13 protein-coding genes are annotated in these 15569 nt (G+C 48.2%); 4 read left to right on the top strand and 9 right to left on the bottom strand.

All coding sequences use genetic code 11. From position 1 onward, the window contains the following. The first annotated feature begins 66 nt into the window (after nucleotides 1-66). From MHN33_RS04115 to wrbA, 4 genes are all read left to right on the top strand, one after another. A complete protein-coding gene (locus tag MHN33_RS04115; protein ID WP_239395944.1) occupies nucleotides 67-363 on the top strand; it encodes a hypothetical protein in 297 nt (98 codons plus the stop codon). Next, entirely contained in the window at nucleotides 360-1928 is a 1569-nt protein-coding gene (locus MHN33_RS04110) for a PepSY-associated TM helix domain-containing protein (RefSeq protein ID WP_239395942.1), read from the top strand. Before MHN33_RS04115 ends, MHN33_RS04110 begins: the two co-directional genes overlap by 4 nt. After that, nucleotides 1922-2224: a DUF3325 domain-containing protein gene (locus tag MHN33_RS04105; protein ID WP_239395940.1), complete on the top strand. Its 303-nt coding sequence runs from the start codon at nucleotides 1922-1924 to the stop codon at nucleotides 2222-2224. Before MHN33_RS04110 ends, MHN33_RS04105 begins: the two co-directional genes overlap by 7 nt. A 190-nt stretch (nucleotides 2225-2414) precedes the next feature. Then, on the top strand, nucleotides 2415-3011 hold the full coding sequence (gene wrbA / locus MHN33_RS04100) for an NAD(P)H:quinone oxidoreductase (RefSeq protein ID WP_239396670.1): 597 nt from the start codon (nucleotides 2415-2417) through the stop codon (nucleotides 3009-3011). 57 nt (nucleotides 3012-3068) lie between these two features. Here wrbA and MHN33_RS04095 read toward each other — a convergent pair whose 3' ends face one another. From MHN33_RS04095 to MHN33_RS04055, 9 genes are all read right to left on the bottom strand, one after another. Next, nucleotides 3069-5066 carry a hypothetical protein gene (locus tag MHN33_RS04095; protein ID WP_239395938.1) on the bottom strand — a complete coding sequence of 666 codons (1998 nt, stop codon included), beginning with the start codon at nucleotides 5064-5066 and terminating at the stop codon, nucleotides 3069-3071. Nucleotides 5067-5182: 116 nt separating this feature from the next. Further along, nucleotides 5183-9079: a two-component regulator propeller domain-containing protein gene (locus tag MHN33_RS04090; RefSeq protein ID WP_239395936.1), complete on the bottom strand. Its 3897-nt coding sequence runs from the start codon at nucleotides 9077-9079 to the stop codon at nucleotides 5183-5185. A 281-nt stretch (nucleotides 9080-9360) separates the two neighbouring features. Beyond that, nucleotides 9361-10284 (bottom strand): hypothetical protein, encoded by a 924-nt coding sequence (locus MHN33_RS04085; RefSeq protein ID WP_239395926.1) that lies wholly within the window; start codon nucleotides 10282-10284, stop codon nucleotides 9361-9363. Nucleotides 10285-10293: 9 nt separating this feature from the next. After that, entirely contained in the window at nucleotides 10294-11085 is a 792-nt protein-coding gene (locus tag MHN33_RS04080; RefSeq protein ID WP_239395924.1) for a hypothetical protein, read from the bottom strand. Nucleotides 11086-11115: 30 nt separating this feature from the next. Next, a complete protein-coding gene (locus MHN33_RS04075; protein ID WP_239395922.1) occupies nucleotides 11116-12123 on the bottom strand; it encodes a hypothetical protein in 1008 nt (335 codons plus the stop codon). A gap of 101 nt (nucleotides 12124-12224) precedes the next feature. Beyond that, nucleotides 12225-12494: a RebB family R body protein gene (locus MHN33_RS04070; protein ID WP_239395920.1), complete on the bottom strand. Its 270-nt coding sequence runs from the start codon at nucleotides 12492-12494 to the stop codon at nucleotides 12225-12227. A gap of 404 nt (nucleotides 12495-12898) precedes the next feature. After that, complete coding sequence (locus tag MHN33_RS04065; protein WP_239395918.1) at nucleotides 12899-14299, bottom strand: ATP-binding protein; 1401 nt, start codon at nucleotides 14297-14299, stop codon at nucleotides 12899-12901. A 131-nt stretch (nucleotides 14300-14430) separates the two neighbouring features. Beyond that, the gene (locus MHN33_RS04060; protein ID WP_239395916.1) at nucleotides 14431-14823 is read right to left on the bottom strand and encodes a LysM peptidoglycan-binding domain-containing protein; all 393 of its coding nucleotides are present in this window, start codon (nucleotides 14821-14823) and stop codon (nucleotides 14431-14433) included. Between the two features lie 64 nt (nucleotides 14824-14887). Then, a complete protein-coding gene (locus MHN33_RS04055) occupies nucleotides 14888-15385 on the bottom strand; it encodes a hypothetical protein (RefSeq protein ID WP_239395906.1) in 498 nt (165 codons plus the stop codon). Nucleotides 15386-15569: the final 184 nt, after the last annotated feature.

Below are 15569 nucleotides of genomic sequence, written 5' to 3'. Positions count from 1 at the left end.
AGCCATAGTACTTGTGTAGACTGTGGCTGATATGGTGCCCATTTTTTACACTATGGTTTTAATATCATGAGCTTATCAGCAAAGCCTGCTCAAGCCGTTGCGCTTGGCTGGCGGGTATTACTTGCCCTGGTTGGCGGATTTGTCATTGCAAATCTTGCCGCTATCGCCATTTCTCAGTTGCTAGTGGACAACAAAGTAGATGGCATCGTTGCCGGTATGATGTGGAGTTTTGTTGTTTATACGTTTGTCATTATATGCGTGTTTGCTGTCAGAAGTGCATGGCGTGCAACCATACTGGTAACGACGCTTATAGTCTTGCTGTATGGTTCAATCCAGTTGCTCTTTGCGTGGGAGGCAGTATGAAAGCAAGATTTCGACAGTCCATGGGCTGGCTGCATACCTGGAGCGGTGTGGTGTTTGCCTGGTTGTTGTACTTTATCTTTGTGACTGGCAGCGTCGGTTACTTCGAAAACGAAATCGACCGTTGGATGAAACCCGAAATTGTGACCAGCAATGATGTTTCGGATAAACAGGCCATTGAGCTGGCGATGGCACAGCTTGCTGAACACGCTGATGATGCATCTCAGTGGTATGTCAGTTTGCCTACTTCCCGGGATCCCTACATTGAAATTTCCTGGCTACAGCCAGGCGATCCAGAGAACCAGGTTCGTCGTCAGTGGCACGAAAAGCCTCTGCGGCCAGAGTCGGGAGAAGTCTTGTCTGTCCGCGATACCAGCGGCGGAGAAACCCTGTACCGGCTGCACTATAACTTGCATTATGTGCCGCCGCTGGCGGGATATATACTGACCAGTCTGGCAGGTATGCTAATGTTAACTGGCCTGGTGACCGGGGTGATCATTCACAGGAAGATCTTTGCGGAATTTTTTACTTTTCGAAATGCTAAAGGTCTGCGTTCCTGGCTGGATATTCACAATGTCTTCAGTGTATTGCCATTGCCGTTTCATTTTATGATCACCTACAGCGGCGTTATGTTGCTCATGGGAGTGACTATGTCTCAGGTCATTGATACTCAATATGGTGAAGGCCGGCAGATGCATCGTCAGTTTTATGATGCCTCTCAACTGGAGGACTACACCACCATAGCAACTGAGATTTTGCCAGCTCAGCTAAATGTAGATGCAGCACTGGCGGATGCAAAACAGCGAGTTTCCGACCAGGCAGTAAACTTCGTCGGCGTCATTGACAGGAACACTGCTAATGAGCACATAGAGATCTGGTTTGAGGCCAGTGAAGGGGTTGAGTTTGCCTCATTGCTCAAGTATCACGCCCGCGCAGAACGGGTTGAGGTTGAAATCGCATCGGGCAAAGTCGGACGGGCCGCAGCGATTTATGACCTGTTGGAGCATCTTCATGAAGGCTTGTTTGCCGATATCTATCTGCGCTGGCTATATTTTCTCTGTGGGTTATTTGGCGCTGCGATGATAGCTTCCGGGATGATCATTTGGTTAAAAAAGCAGATGATGAAAGAGGCCACACCGTCAATGCTTATTGTTTTAATTGTTCGGCTAAACAGAGGCGTTCTGCTCGGTCTGCCGATTGCAATCGGCTGCTATTTCCTGAGCAACCGGCTACTGCCTGTTGCAATGTCTGACCGTGCTGCCTGGGAGATGCATACATTGTTCACTGCAATACTGCTGTGTTGTTTGTATTGTCTGACTAGTCGAAGTCAGGCTCAGTGGCTGACTATGCTGAGGTGCACAACGCTTGTATATGTGCTGGTCCCTCTGGTTAATATGCTCACCACGGATCACAGTGTCATTAACAGTCTGCTAAATGAAGACTGGTTGATGCTTGGCTTCGATCTCAGCATGTTGTTATTTGCTGGCTGCTTTGGCCTGGCGGCGGCTGTCGTGTCCCGCCAAAATGCAAGTTCACATATAGCAAAAAAGGAGCCGCTAGTATGCTGAATACGCTGATACTGATGCTATTGTTGTTTGGTTTCACGCTGCTCAGCATGGCGATGTATCGTCATTACAGTCGGATTGTTGGGTCATCAATGTCCCCTTCCAAATGGCGGCGGTGGTTATTGCGCATCAGTGGTACTGGCTTGAACCTTATCGCTTTGTTGGTCTGTGTTTTTTCCTGGGGAATTTCACGGGGGCTCGTATACTGGTTTGGCAGCGCAACTATGGCGGTGTTTATTGTCATTATTGTCCTGACCTACTATCCCAGGCTGCTCGGCAAATTTTTCGGTAAAGTGTGATTTATACATTCTTGTAAATAGAACAAACCTTTCACTTTTTACGTAATTACGTTCTCAATCAACTATGCAATCATCACCCTGGTCTACAGGCACACATGCCTATACTTAACGTAAGAAGTAATCAAACATGGTTAGCTGGTTAAAACAGTTGCTGTCGGGGAAAGCCTCGACAGCGCACGGAGAAACGACGATGACAAAAGTACTGGTGTTATATTATTCAAGCTATGGCCATATCGAAACCATGGCACATGCCGTTGCTGACGGCGCAGGGTCAGTTGAGGGCGTAGAAGTAACAATTAAACGTGTTGCTGAGTTAATGCCGGAAGAAGTGGCTAAGAATGCCGGTGTTAAGCTGGATCAGGCCGCTGAGGTTGCTGTTCCAGCGGAGTTGGAGCGCTACGATGCCATTATTTTCGGCACACCGACACGCTTTGGCAACATGGCATCGCAAATGCGCAATTTCTTAGATCAAACTGGTGGCTTATGGGCGGCAGGCAAGCTGATTGGCAAGGTCGGCAGCGTGTTTACATCTACCGGGACGGGCGGCGGCAATGAGACGACCATTGGGTCTTTTCATACAACCCTGTTCCATCATGGCATGGTGGTTGTTGGACTGCCTTATGCAGCGGCTGAGTTAACGGATATTTCAGAAGTCAGGGGGGGCTCGCCGTTGGGAGCTGCCTGTATTGCCGGGGCCGATGGTAGCCGTCAGCCATCAGATAAAGAGCTTGCGCTGGCTAAGTTTCAGGGTCAACACGTGGCAGGTATTGCAGCGAAACTCAAATAATACGCCGATAAAAAAAGAAAGCGTGATTGTCCATCACGCTTTTTAAAGGGAGAAGCGCTATTGCTTCTTCAGTGTGGCAAGCGAGAAGCCATGATTTCTGGGGTCGTCATTGTCATTACTTACCTCAGGCTCTACAAACGTCAGGTTAAGTACTTTCATGCCATCTTCTGTTTCTCGTGTTGGTGTAACTATCACACCAAAGGCATATTGGTAATCCGTGGCACTACCGCTAATGAGCAACTGCCCCTGACTGATGCGCCATGCCCCGGTGTGCGCTCTGTCATTAAAAGTAACTGTGGCCGTTTTATCGGCATTCAGTGCCAGTGCAATCGGGTGCAGTTTATCGCTGCTGTTATCCATGGTTAATGTATAATTCCCTGCCATGTTTTGCTCATCGAATGCAATGGGCTCAACCAGGTTAAGCACGCGTTTCATAACGCCTCCTTCATCACCGTCTTTGTATTGCAAGGTGTTATTCTGCGCCCGAGCGACAAAGTCCGGATCCCGAGCCAGTCCTAGCTGATCCAGATACAAATCCAGATGTACTTTGTTGGTTTTACTGTCATAGCTGTAGTTGCTGCCGGATACGCCTTTGTTTGAAGTAATATATTCCAGCTCGAAGGCATACCCATCTTCTTTGAAGACAGTAAGGTAAAATTCGCCACCCAGATCACCTTCGTAATAGGCACCAACGAGTGGATTGTTAATATCTTCGATGCGGGTGAATGAAATCGCCTGCTGCTCCTGTTCAAAGGTCAGTACCAGCTTGTCATTCACCACTTCGGCCTTGGTGGTGAGATCTTCATCCCAGCCAAATACACCATTGGTGTCGTCATCCAATGTCACCGTCATCAGCTTACTGGCGGCGTCCCAGCTAAAGTCGCCAATTTCGTAGCCTGGTTGTCCATCTTCTTCATCCTCTTTGTGCTTAGTCTGAATATGCACCCACTTACCGTCTTTGATAATAATCGCGACATCGGGTTCACCTTCCAGTTGCCAGGCCCCCTGAAGTGGGTGCTCAGGTGTTGGACGAGTGCCATCACCGTCGGCATCGATAAGGTTCGGGTCGGTTATGATCTCTTCTATGGTCTGCGCTATGATATCCGGATCTTGCTCTCTCACCTCAGCCTCAAAGGCTTCGGCCTCGGCTTTATTATTGGCCAGCGCACGTGTTGAACTTACACTGGCGGGCAGTGAGTACTCATCGTTGTCTGCCACCAGTTTGAGCAACGCTGCCAACACCAGTTGCTGTGAGGGATCGACGCCTGCTCGGGCACTGGCCAGCTCAGTGCTGGTAAGCGGACGCAGGTTAGCCTGTCTGATCAGACCATATTCGGCCGTCGTGACATTGGTGATATTAACGCGGAAATTCTCCCGACTATTTAAAATACGGTCGTCACCCGCTGTGTTGTATAAAGTATTCAGCGTATTAAGTTGGGAAACAAACTGAATTGTTTCGTTCTGGGGATCTGTGGCTATCAGTTGTACCAGTTGATCCTTATTGGCCTCGTCTATCTCCAGAGTAATGCTGTATTCGCCCCTGGCATTTGATGTGGCTATGAAGCCGACATCGCCCACTGTGGCTGAGACCTTGGGATTGGCGACGGGTTGATCGGTAACAATGCCTGTCAGCGTAACACTGTTTACCTTACGCTTAATTTTTATCGTCACTTGTTTGCTTGCAGTTTTGCCCTCATCGGTAATGGTGACTTCTAACGTCCAGTTGGTATCCTCATCGACATTGGGTACGGTGACCTCCAGTGCGCCGGTTGAGTGATTACTCAAATCCAGCGCAGGCCCGGACAACACTTTCCAGCTAAAGGAAGCATTGTTATTGTCATCATTTAGCACCTGCACAAATAGCTGTAAATTACTCCCTGACCATACTTCATTGGGGGCTTCAAAGAGGATGTCTGGGTTTTTACTGTTCTGATCATCGACTTGCTGTGTGGGAGTATCTTTGGGGTCCCCGGAGCCGCCACAGCCGACGGCACAAGATAAAATTAAAGGGACGGCAATCAGATGTCTAATGCAGTTCCACTTGCTGAATTTCATGGGTGCTTCCTCATTATTAGTTGTTCCCCATAACCATAATGATTTTTGCAACTGAGGGTGTATCTATGCGCGACTAATATGTAGCCTGTGGCGACATTAGTAATATTTTCAGCTAGTTATACCTTGTTGTTTTGAAAGTCCTTAGGAGAGCATGCAAACTTTTGTTTGAATAAACGGGAGAAATGGGTGCGTGATGTAAAGCCTGTTTGGGCCGCGACCTGACTGATCTGGAGGCCGGTTTTTAGTAAAGAGGCCGCTTTTTCTAGTCGATAATTGCGCAGATATTCCAGCGGACTGCAATCGACCAGTAGCCGGAGCTTGCGTTGCAACTGACGTTCGCTTAATGCAACGGCTTGGGCGAGCGAGTGTGGGGTGAGGGTGTTGTCTGAGTAATGATTGGCGAGAAAGTCATTCAACTGGTTCAGTAAGCGCACGTCCTGGCGCATGAGTTCTGTGGCATTGTTTTCTCGCATGGCCGTCGGGTACCGATCCACGTAACGCAAGACATTTGCCACTTTCATCAGTAATTCATCGCGCGAGAAGGGTTTAGCCAATACATCCAGGCAATTCTCCGCGAGGGCGCTTAAACGAGTTTGTTCATCCTGTTTAGCCGTCAGCAATAAGGTGGGAATATGGTTGGTCGCAGGGTGGCTTTTGAGCGCGGCCAGCAAAGCCAGACCATCCAACTTTGGCATCATGACATCGGACAGGAGTAGGTCTGGTACGTGAAATTGTGCCAGCTCCAGAGCCGCCTCACCGTCTTCGGCACACAGTACCTGGCCCAGTTGCGCAAGCTCCTGCGCCAGATACGTGCGAAGTTCCGCATTGTCTTCTGCAATTAAAATCAGCCGGTGATGATTTGCCGTTAATGTGTTGGGTAGTGATATAGGAGACATTTGGTCCGTACCATCACTTGCTGCGCTGTGAGCACCGGGTGCCAAGTGTTCTGGTATCTCAAAGGTTACCTCGAAGCGGCTGCCCTGACCCGGCTTACTGGTAACGTTAATTTGCCCTTTTAGCTTGTCAACAATCTCTTTCACAATACTAAGCCCAACGCCATGCCCCGGCTGAGAATTGTTTTGCTCAACGCGGTAAAACAAAGTAAAAATTGCATTCAAATCATCCGCTGCAATACCTTTGCCGCTGTCCTCCACACACAGAATAATTGCAGACTGTTGCCGGGTAAGGCTGAGGCGTACATGCCCATGGATGGTATATTTGAAAGCATTACTTAGCAGATTATGTAGCAAATCTTTGACTGCATCGGCAGATGCTGTGACATACAGGTTGGGCTCAATATCATAATAAAACCGGACATTGTGACTTGGCTGGGACGCATAAACACGGCAAAGGTCATCAGCAATGGCTGAGAAATGACTCACCTGATTGAGGTCCGGATCATGGTCATATCTGGCCAGTTGTAGCATTCGGTCGATGAGTGACTTAAGGTGGAGTGTATGAGTTTGGATCAATGAGAGTTGCTGACGTTTAAAGCCATCTCTTTCTTGTGCCAGCAGGGTTTCACTGGGTGCCAGGATCAGCGACAAAGGTGTACGCAATTCATGAGAGGCCCGGGTAATAAAGCGGCGTTTATCCGCCAGCGTATCTGCCAGAGTTTGTGCCTGCGATTCAATCAGAGATTTTTGCTCGGCTATTTGTGCAGTTCTGGCCGCGACCTGTTTTGTCAGTAGGTCTTTTTGTTGCCTCAACCGTGCACTCCAGGCTAAAAACAGCAACAGTATTGAAGCGCATATCGCCAGAGCCTGAAGCAGGTAGCCCCAGATGCTCTGATACCAAGGCGTTGCGACAACGACGGCACGCTGAAAGCTGGCTGTTGCGGTTTTATCATCGCCGGAGACAGTAACCTGTAAAAGGTATTCGCCGGGGGGGACGCCTGTGTAATCGACCATGAGTCTGGCACCTTGAACACGTTGCCAATGATCTTCAAATCCTTTCAGCCGGTATTGAAATTGGTGTAAAGCCGGTGCTTTGAAATGCAGGTAATCAAATTGCAGGGAAAGGCGTAGGGTGTCATGTGGTAGCGTCAGGGGTAAACTGGGGTCATTATTGAGCGTGTCGAGCATGGCCTTGTGTTGCGCAGACTGATCTTTTGTTAACCCTGCCAGGACAAGGCGCGCTGGAACCTGGGATGGGACTTTAAACGGAGGTGCGAGTAGGGTAAGCCCTTGTGTGCCGCCAAAAATCAACCTCCCGTCAGCCATCGCCAGTGCGGCTCCTGCGTTAAACTCGTTCCCCTGTAAGCCATCTTGTGCCTTAAAATGTGTCACGTTGTTAATTGCTGTGTCCCAGCGCCATAAACCCTGATTGGTGCTTATCCAGATATTGTGCTCGATATCTTGCCTGGCTTCGTAAAGACTCTGTGCGGCAAAGTGTCGACTTGCCGGATGATCGAGAAAGCGCCGTGTCTGGAGGTCAAAAACACTAAGTCCCCGCGCAGTGGTGAGCCACAAAGTCTGTTGGTGGGTTTTGAGTATGCCCCTGACAGAGTTGTGTGTCAGGCTGGGGTTGTTGAGGTGATGGCGGTACTGCTCAACCTGCCTGGTGACAGGGTCATAGCTGAGTAAACCACCGCCATCACTGGCAACCCAGATCAGCCCCGTGTCGTCAGGATAAATCGCGCTAATGCGACCTTTGCTCAACGCGGGGTGAGCAAAGCGGTTGCTAAAGACACGTGTGCTTGTATTCAGGTGCTGCAATCCGGCATCCCGTGTACCAATCCAAAGCCCTCCCTGATTGTCTGCTGCCAGAGAGTAAACTTGATTACTGCGCAGCGCAGAGTTACCGCTATGATAGTGTGTCACAGCGCCGTCGGACGCAATGACATCAAGCCCGTTTTGCCAGTGCCCAACCCAGACATTTCCCTGGCCGTCTTGTGCTAGCGCCTTGATGGCATTGCTGCTCAGCCGGGTAGGTTGAGTCTGATCATCAAAATGTGCGACTCGTGCCAGTGTTTGGTCGAAAATATCAATACCACCGCCCCAGCTGCCATACCAGAGTTGTTGTTGTGTATCTTCCATCAAAGCCCAGGCATCCTTATTGCTCAGACCGCTGGTTTGATTGAATTTGGTGAAGTTTAATGTCGACGGATCTAGTTTGCTGGTACCATTTGCCGTGCCAAACCAGACAAAACCGGTATTATCAACCAGTACGGAATACACCCTGTCATGAGCCAGGCTATAAGGGTCAAACGGATCATGTTGAAATACCATCCAGCGCTGTGATTTAGTATCCAGCAAGTAAGCGCCCCCACCGCGGCTGGCAATCCACAGTTTACCTTCGGAGTCGCGTGTTATATCGCGAAGGTCGTTAGTACGCAGTGGTGAATTTTGCTTATCAAACTGAGTCAGTGTTTTACTTTTTAAGTCAAAGTGATAAAGCCCGCCACCCTGGCTTGCCATCCATAGTCCGCCCTGGTTATCGGACTCAAAAGCAAAGAGGCTGGTATGTATCTGACTGGCAAGCGGCGTGTTGTTTAGCATTATGCGAACAGTCTGGTGGTTGACCAAATCAAAGTGATGAAGGCCCTGGCCATGGCTGCCTACCCATAACAGGGAGCCTTGTACATGGAGTGCATAAACAGGGGCGTTCTCCACGCTAAATAGTTGCTCAATCTGCTGCGTCTGGAGCTGGTAACGATATACTCCGCCCTTAAAAGTGCCAATATAGACCACTTTTCCATCAATCAATAAGGCGCTGATCCGTTGCTCCTTAAGTAAGGGGAGCTGAAACGTCAAATCTGACAGTAACAAGCGGTTGATGCCACCGTATTTGGTGCCCAAAAACAGGTGATTGTCTTCGCTCAGAGCAAGCGGGAAAATGTAGCCATCTGTCATACCCTCAGCGTTGGGTTGATTAGGTCTGAATACGGTAAACTTGCTGCCATCATAGCGGTTAAGGCCATCCTGAGTGGATAACCACAAATAGCCCTGGTGGTCCTGCACCATATCAAAAATGATATTCTGTGACAGACCCTGCTCATTATTAAAGTGCACAAATGCACTGGCTAAAATGTTATGAGAGGCAAAGAACGCAATAAGGGCCACAATGAGGGGGAGCGCTTTTATGAATTGGCATAATGGCTTGGAAAACACAGATACACGCCCTGATGGATAATTCATTCCTTTGGTAGGGATAATCATACACAAAAATGCGTGTTTATCAAAAATGCGGTGGCAATGGGGACTGGCACTGAACGGCCCGATCTGGATTGGACGTAATACAACCGCCGGCTTCGGGCTCATTCTGAAACAAGGTGATTATAAAACTTAAAGGGTTAACTTTGGTTGTTTGGCAGGTATTGCTCCCAGCAGGACACCATAAACGGATATTCTCCGGTGACATCAACCCGGCTGCGCCAGAACTGCATCGCTCCGGTGTTAATGCCCTGATAGGTAAAGATCACGTCGGCGACTAATCTGTCGCCACTTTGGCTGGTGTCTGCATCCACATTGATCAGCTGGTAGCCATTTGGATTTGGGCCGTCACGGCGGCTTTGATAACATAAATGGTAAGACTGCTGATAAATAGTGGGGTTGTTATACAGCGTATAATTGAGTGCCCTTGTTGAATCGGTATCACCGGCCGATATGTCGAGTGATGTGATCTCTTTGACCAGGTTTTTAAATTGGTCCTTACCTTGGTTTTCTTCCTGCAGAACTTCACCGAATGGCAGTGCACTGACCGGCACTATCGCCTGTACCAGCACGGCATTAGATGGCTGTAGTTGTCCGACGATGACCACTTGTCCCGCGTCATCATTTTGTGCCCGCCCGAGTGCCGTAATGCACTGCGTGAGCAATTCATCCGTTGGGGTGTGCAGGGTAAACATTTGTTCATTGTATCGATTGTCCAGTATCCAATGCATGTTTCGAGCAATATAGCGGTTTTTGGCCAGGCTTAAGCCTTTAAACAGGGTTTGGTATAACTGGTTATTTCGATTCAGCCGTTGCAGGGCAATGTCATCATTGATGTTTTCGAGCATGGCCAGCTGGGTTTCGTTGTTGCCGGTCAGACTATTCTGATAGAGCTCTTTTTCCAGGTTCAGAGTGGGAAACTTTGCATTGATAAACCCAACAGCATAAACGTAGCGAGATATTTGCTTCGTGAATTCTGTATCTGGCACGGCCTCAAACATACGCTGTGCTGTTGCTGCATGAAGTGACGGCATATTTTGTTGATTGTTAATAGACAGAGTCATATGGCCTCCTTAATTACTTTTTGCAAACGGCGAAAGCCGTGATGAGACAAAGGGATATTGATTGGTGACATCAATGCTACAGGCATAACGCATGCGATCTGAGTCGGTCAGGATAAACTCAAAACTCTGCTGCGTTGACTCGTCATTTAAAGGTTGTACATGGATAGCCTGTACGTCCTGCAGCACCAAAGTGTGCGCGTTAGTAACCACAATCTGATAAAAGTGACTCAAAAAATAGTTACCAGCCCTGTCTTTGGCGCTTAGACCAACGCTCGGTTTTAACGCGGGTAGTGGCAACGGGCGATTAGCAGGCTGGCCGTCAGCCAGTGTGGGCACTGTGATGTCGGTACTGTTAATCAAATGCTTGACACACACCAAGGGCAAGATGGTGCCATCACTGTAATAAGGAACGTCAAATCCGGTCATTTGGCCATTCACAATATAGGTCGATTGCGCCTGACTTGTCGTGTTAATGAGTGCATCAAGCTGAGTGGGTGTTTCCGGTTTGAGCACATAAGTATCGACCAGATTAATCGTCAGCACCCAGGTAGCCTGGTTTGCCAGATACAAAAATGGTCGATAAGTCAGTTGTGGCTGATTGTCAGTCGTCACCTGATAATTAAAGACGGTGTGAAAGTCGTCCGGATTGGCTTTGATAGACTGTGCTGCCGCTTCATATTGTTTTTCGAGGTTTAAAGCCGGGAAGCTGGGCCGTATTTTTCCGATTGCATAGATAAGCTCACCGCGATTATGCTCTGCAACGCGCTGTACCGGGACGGAACTGTGTGTGGGCGTGTTCATTATGGGTTTCCTTAGCCAAAAATCTGGCGCTTACAGAGTCTGAAGCGGCAGGAAAGACTGTATTTCAGTATTGATAAAGGGATACAGGCCACTGACATCGACCCGGCAAAAATAGTAATGATGCCTGGTAGAGGTGTTTTCTTTGTAGGTCAGTGTGATATCCACAATTCGGTGGTCAGACAGCGCATCAAACCGGCTAAATGTGATCCTGACCAGAGACGCACTGGGGAGTGTGTTCGTGCCCGTGTTCATTGTGTGTGTTTGTGCATAGATGTTGGGATATCTGAAGGCTATGAAATTTTTGGCTCTGTCGAAATCACTGCGTCCCGGATTGGGCTCAACTTCAAGTTCTCTGATGACATCCTGAATAGCGTTGGTTTCAGCGCTCGATATTTTTTGAATTGTCTGATGAAGCTGAGACAAAGTCTGATGGTAGACCTGCTGGCAAATGACTTCTGGTAATTCTAACGTATCGTGGCCGCTGGTGATGTGTCCAATCACGCAGGTATAAACCGATTCCAGTGTATTATTGGGGGGCTGTAATGCTTCAATGAGCGCTTCCAGTTCAGTTGGTGTGACCGGTTTCAATACATAACAGTGTTTCTGATTTACAGACAATACCCAATCTACTTGCTCTGCCAGATATAAATACTTGTACCGGGCAGGGTTACCAACTGGCTGAGACTTATTTGTGAATACGGCATAATAAGCCTTTTCGTTTACGCCTAACGCCATCGCTGCACTCAGGAATTGTCGTTTGAGCCCTTCGTTTGGAAATACTATGTCTATCTGTCCCAGCGCATAGATGTAGTCATAGCGGTCTCCTTGTAATGTCTGTTCGCCCGGAATTGCTTCTGACTGACGCTGAACAGGCATGTCTGTTGTTTGCTGCATGTTGTTTTCAGGATTTTGAGTTTGCTCTGAGTCCAATTGGGCGTGAGTAGCCTGGTAATCAGGTGCACTGGATTGCGCCTCGACGTTGGTTTCTGGAAGGGGAGTCGGATCAATAGTCGCTCCGTCTGTTTTCAATTCGCTCATAATCTTCTCTCTGGGAGTGAAGAAGTGCTGATGGAGCACAGCACTTCAGTGAGTCGTAGTGCCCGCCTCGAGAATCGGTCAGGCACTTGTTTGGTTGAAGATTAACTACCCAGGATCTTTGTGGTAGCAATCCCAGTCGATGCGGTGTCAATAGAATAGAGTGTGGTGACGCCCATGGTTGTCGCTGCCTGCGCGGCCACCGCCATTTGTTGCTGTGCGGTCGTTGCGTTGTGGGCTGCATTGGCGAGGGCCTGCGAGGTAGCCTGAAACAAGTTACCCATCGACATTGCCGGCGCATCGCCGAGCACTTTTACGTTTGCCTGAGTAACTGAATCCGTGATTTGATCGTTAACTGAAGTTGGAAATGCCATGATTTATTCCTCAATGGTTAGTTGCTGATTAGCGTTAAAAAGTAAGGAATAATTTAGCCTGTTGCGAGGGGATTGTTTTGGTTTAACTTATTGAGGTGATGGTATATTTAATGGCTTTTAATGCGCGTTGTTTTAACAGTGTTTGGTAATATTTAAGCTCAGGGTTATAAAATGTTGGGCCTTTTTACTTATCTGCTGGAAGATAAAATAGCCCCGAAGCGGGCTCCATAATTCCGCGTACAGGGCTAGCAACTCAATTGACATTTCCAACGTGAGTTGGTGCTATTAACTATACCTCTGAGGGCTTTTACCAACTTGGTAAAAGTTATGATTCACAGTGCAGAGATGCTTTTTATTGGCGTGGCTCGACGCAGCTGCTAATTTCGATATGGCGGCCAACGCTTTTACCACCTTAACTGGGTTTGATGATCTGACAGTCGGGCTATGCCTTCATGGATGTCGGCCAGCTGTATTTCGCTGCGGTTTTGTGCGAGTAACCTGAGCGATACAAAACGCAGCACATTGATAATGTCAGCGCCACTGAGCGGGTATTGTTGTGAGAGTTTGGTCAGGCAAACATTGGGTGATAAACGAGACTGGGCGCACAGTCCGCTTTGCCATATCTCAAAGCGCTGTTGTGCTTTTGGTGCCTGAAATTCAACAATGGACTCGAAGCGACGGAAAAACGCGTCGTCTATGTTGTCTTTGTAATTGGAAGCGAGGATCACAACGCCGTTATAGTGTTCAATACGTTGTAATAAGTAGGCGACGTTTTGATTGGCAAATTGGTCATTGGATGAGCTGGTCTGCAGGCGTTTACCAAACAGGGCATCGGCTTCATCGAAAAATAGGATCCAGTCACGGTGCTCTGCCAGGCTGAATAGCTGTTCGAGGTTTTTTTCTGTTTCGCCGATGTATTTTGACGTAATGAGTGACAGGTCAACCTTGTATACCTGCTTTTGCAGAACTTTACCGAGTACGCTGGCAGTGAGTGTTTTGCCAGTTCCCGGTGGGCCATAGAACAAAGCACGGTAACCCGGTCTGAGTTGCCTGCCTATGTGCCAGTGTGTGCGCAGCGTCTGACCATGTTTGACCCAGTCTACTATTTCGTTCAGTTGTGCTGTTGTGGATTCGGATAGTTTTAAATCCTCCCAGCCCAGTGCTGTGCTGACCAGGCTGGCCGGAAAGTGATGGCTGGTTTCTGGCTGATACGGTGCACCTGTGGTAAACATTTCTACATATTCTGGCTTCAACGTGAGTGCTGCATGTAATATTGTGCGTTCAGTCTGGCCCGGCTCTGAGTTTAAAAGTTGTTTGAGCAACACGCTGGTGCCCAGCTGCTCAAGGACCTCAAATTGCGTAGACAGTTGCGTACCATTGAACAAAAAAGCCGCTGTGGCCCCCGTTGCCAGCAGCTGGCCCTGAGACTCCAGCATACCGAACTCTGTAAATGGTCGATTTGTGAGTTCATTAATTGAAAGAAAGATATCAAACAGACCGGGACGGATAACAGGCACCAGGGCAAGAATAACCAGCAACCGTTCGACGGGGGTTGGGTTGTGTGCAAAGAGAAAAGTCGCATACGGAGAACCTGAATGTTGCAATGGAGGGGCCAGGGGCGGTGGTTCAGGAGCCGGCTCTGACATTGCCTGTGGTGCTTCAGGCTCCGAAATTGACCCAAAATAGCGTGAAACGCGATACTGAATAACACTTTCCAGCCACAGACATTCGTTTTCTAAGTCGTGAGCATTCAGTGCAGTGTTTGATGGAGAAAGCTCAGGCTCTTTGGTTGCAAGATGCCACATAAGATATTCCTCATAGTCTTGATTGGCGACTTTAGTCAGCTGGTTTATTTCTGTGAGTGTAGCTTGGGACTCGTCGGATCAGGCTGGTAGCTATGAGGAATCTTTTGGTAATTTTAACGAAAATAATAGTCTTACCCGGGTGGTGTTTCGACGCAATGATGTTTCGTCATATATCTGATTTTAGGACTAAAAGGGATCAATAGGCTCTGACCAGGCTGTAACTTGCTGAGATCAGCGTATGCATTATGCTCTATGAGGTCCATGACCGTGACACCGGCAGCATTGGCCAGTGCGTCACAAATGGAATGTAGTGTGTCCCCTTTCATGATCTCATAGTAAAAATGCCCACTGGCCTTAAAATAGGGGATTTTAATCCGGGTTTCGCAAGCTAACTCTTCTGATAACAAGGTTGGGTTCAGCCTCTCAATGTCGGCAGGTGAAATACCTGCACTGGCACGCAGTGAGATGCTGATCAGTGCCAAAGAATCGCCTGGCTGAATGGTATATATGAGTACGGTACGCATAGGAAATGACCTGTATTAAGAGCAGGATAGCGTTGGCATACCTGCTCATGTGGGAAGGAAAGCGTTACTGAACAGCCCAGTAAATCGGGAATGACCCTGTATTGTCACCTATCGTTATAGTGCGTACCTTGGCGCCACTACTGGATTGCTCAAATGGCGTATAGGTAGATTCCAGTACCCGTCCATTGGTTTGCTGTTGCTGCACTTCGTCTCCCAGTATTCCTACTGAGTAACCAGACTGAAAAATTTGATGTTCTATCGCCTGAACCTGGTCAGAACTGACACCCTTGTCAGCTTTGGTCAATTGCAACCAGACAGTAGTGCCGATTGGAATAGCAGCTGTACTAAGTGCGCTAAGTACATCGGCAGCAACTGCTGACGGGGTTTGCGCAGTGTTGCCCGACGCTGTTTTGTTAGTAAGTGCTGAGGAGTCTAGAATATATACAGGCATTAAAGCCAAGCCATAGCCGTGCTGATCATTTGTGCCTGTTATTCGGTTGGTTTCTTGTGCCGTTAAGGAGATATATTGACTGGAACCATCTGACTGGTTTAGGTTTCGCATACAAAAGGTATAACCTTCACTTTTGTAATTGTCTGCAATACTTGGCTTCATTGTACCATTATAGATAAAGCCTTTTGAATGTGGGTGCGCGACGGTTGAATATGCTCGGTGTAGGTCAGGGCTACTGGTTATTTTAACATAGCCTGGATTACTTTCTGAACCTAAGTTATTTTGATTACTCATA

It is taken from the genome of Pseudoalteromonas sp. OOF1S-7, assembly GCF_022347765.1.
GTDB lineage: Bacteria > Pseudomonadota > Gammaproteobacteria > Enterobacterales > Alteromonadaceae > Pseudoalteromonas.
This window is presented reverse-complemented; position numbering and strand designations above follow the sequence as displayed.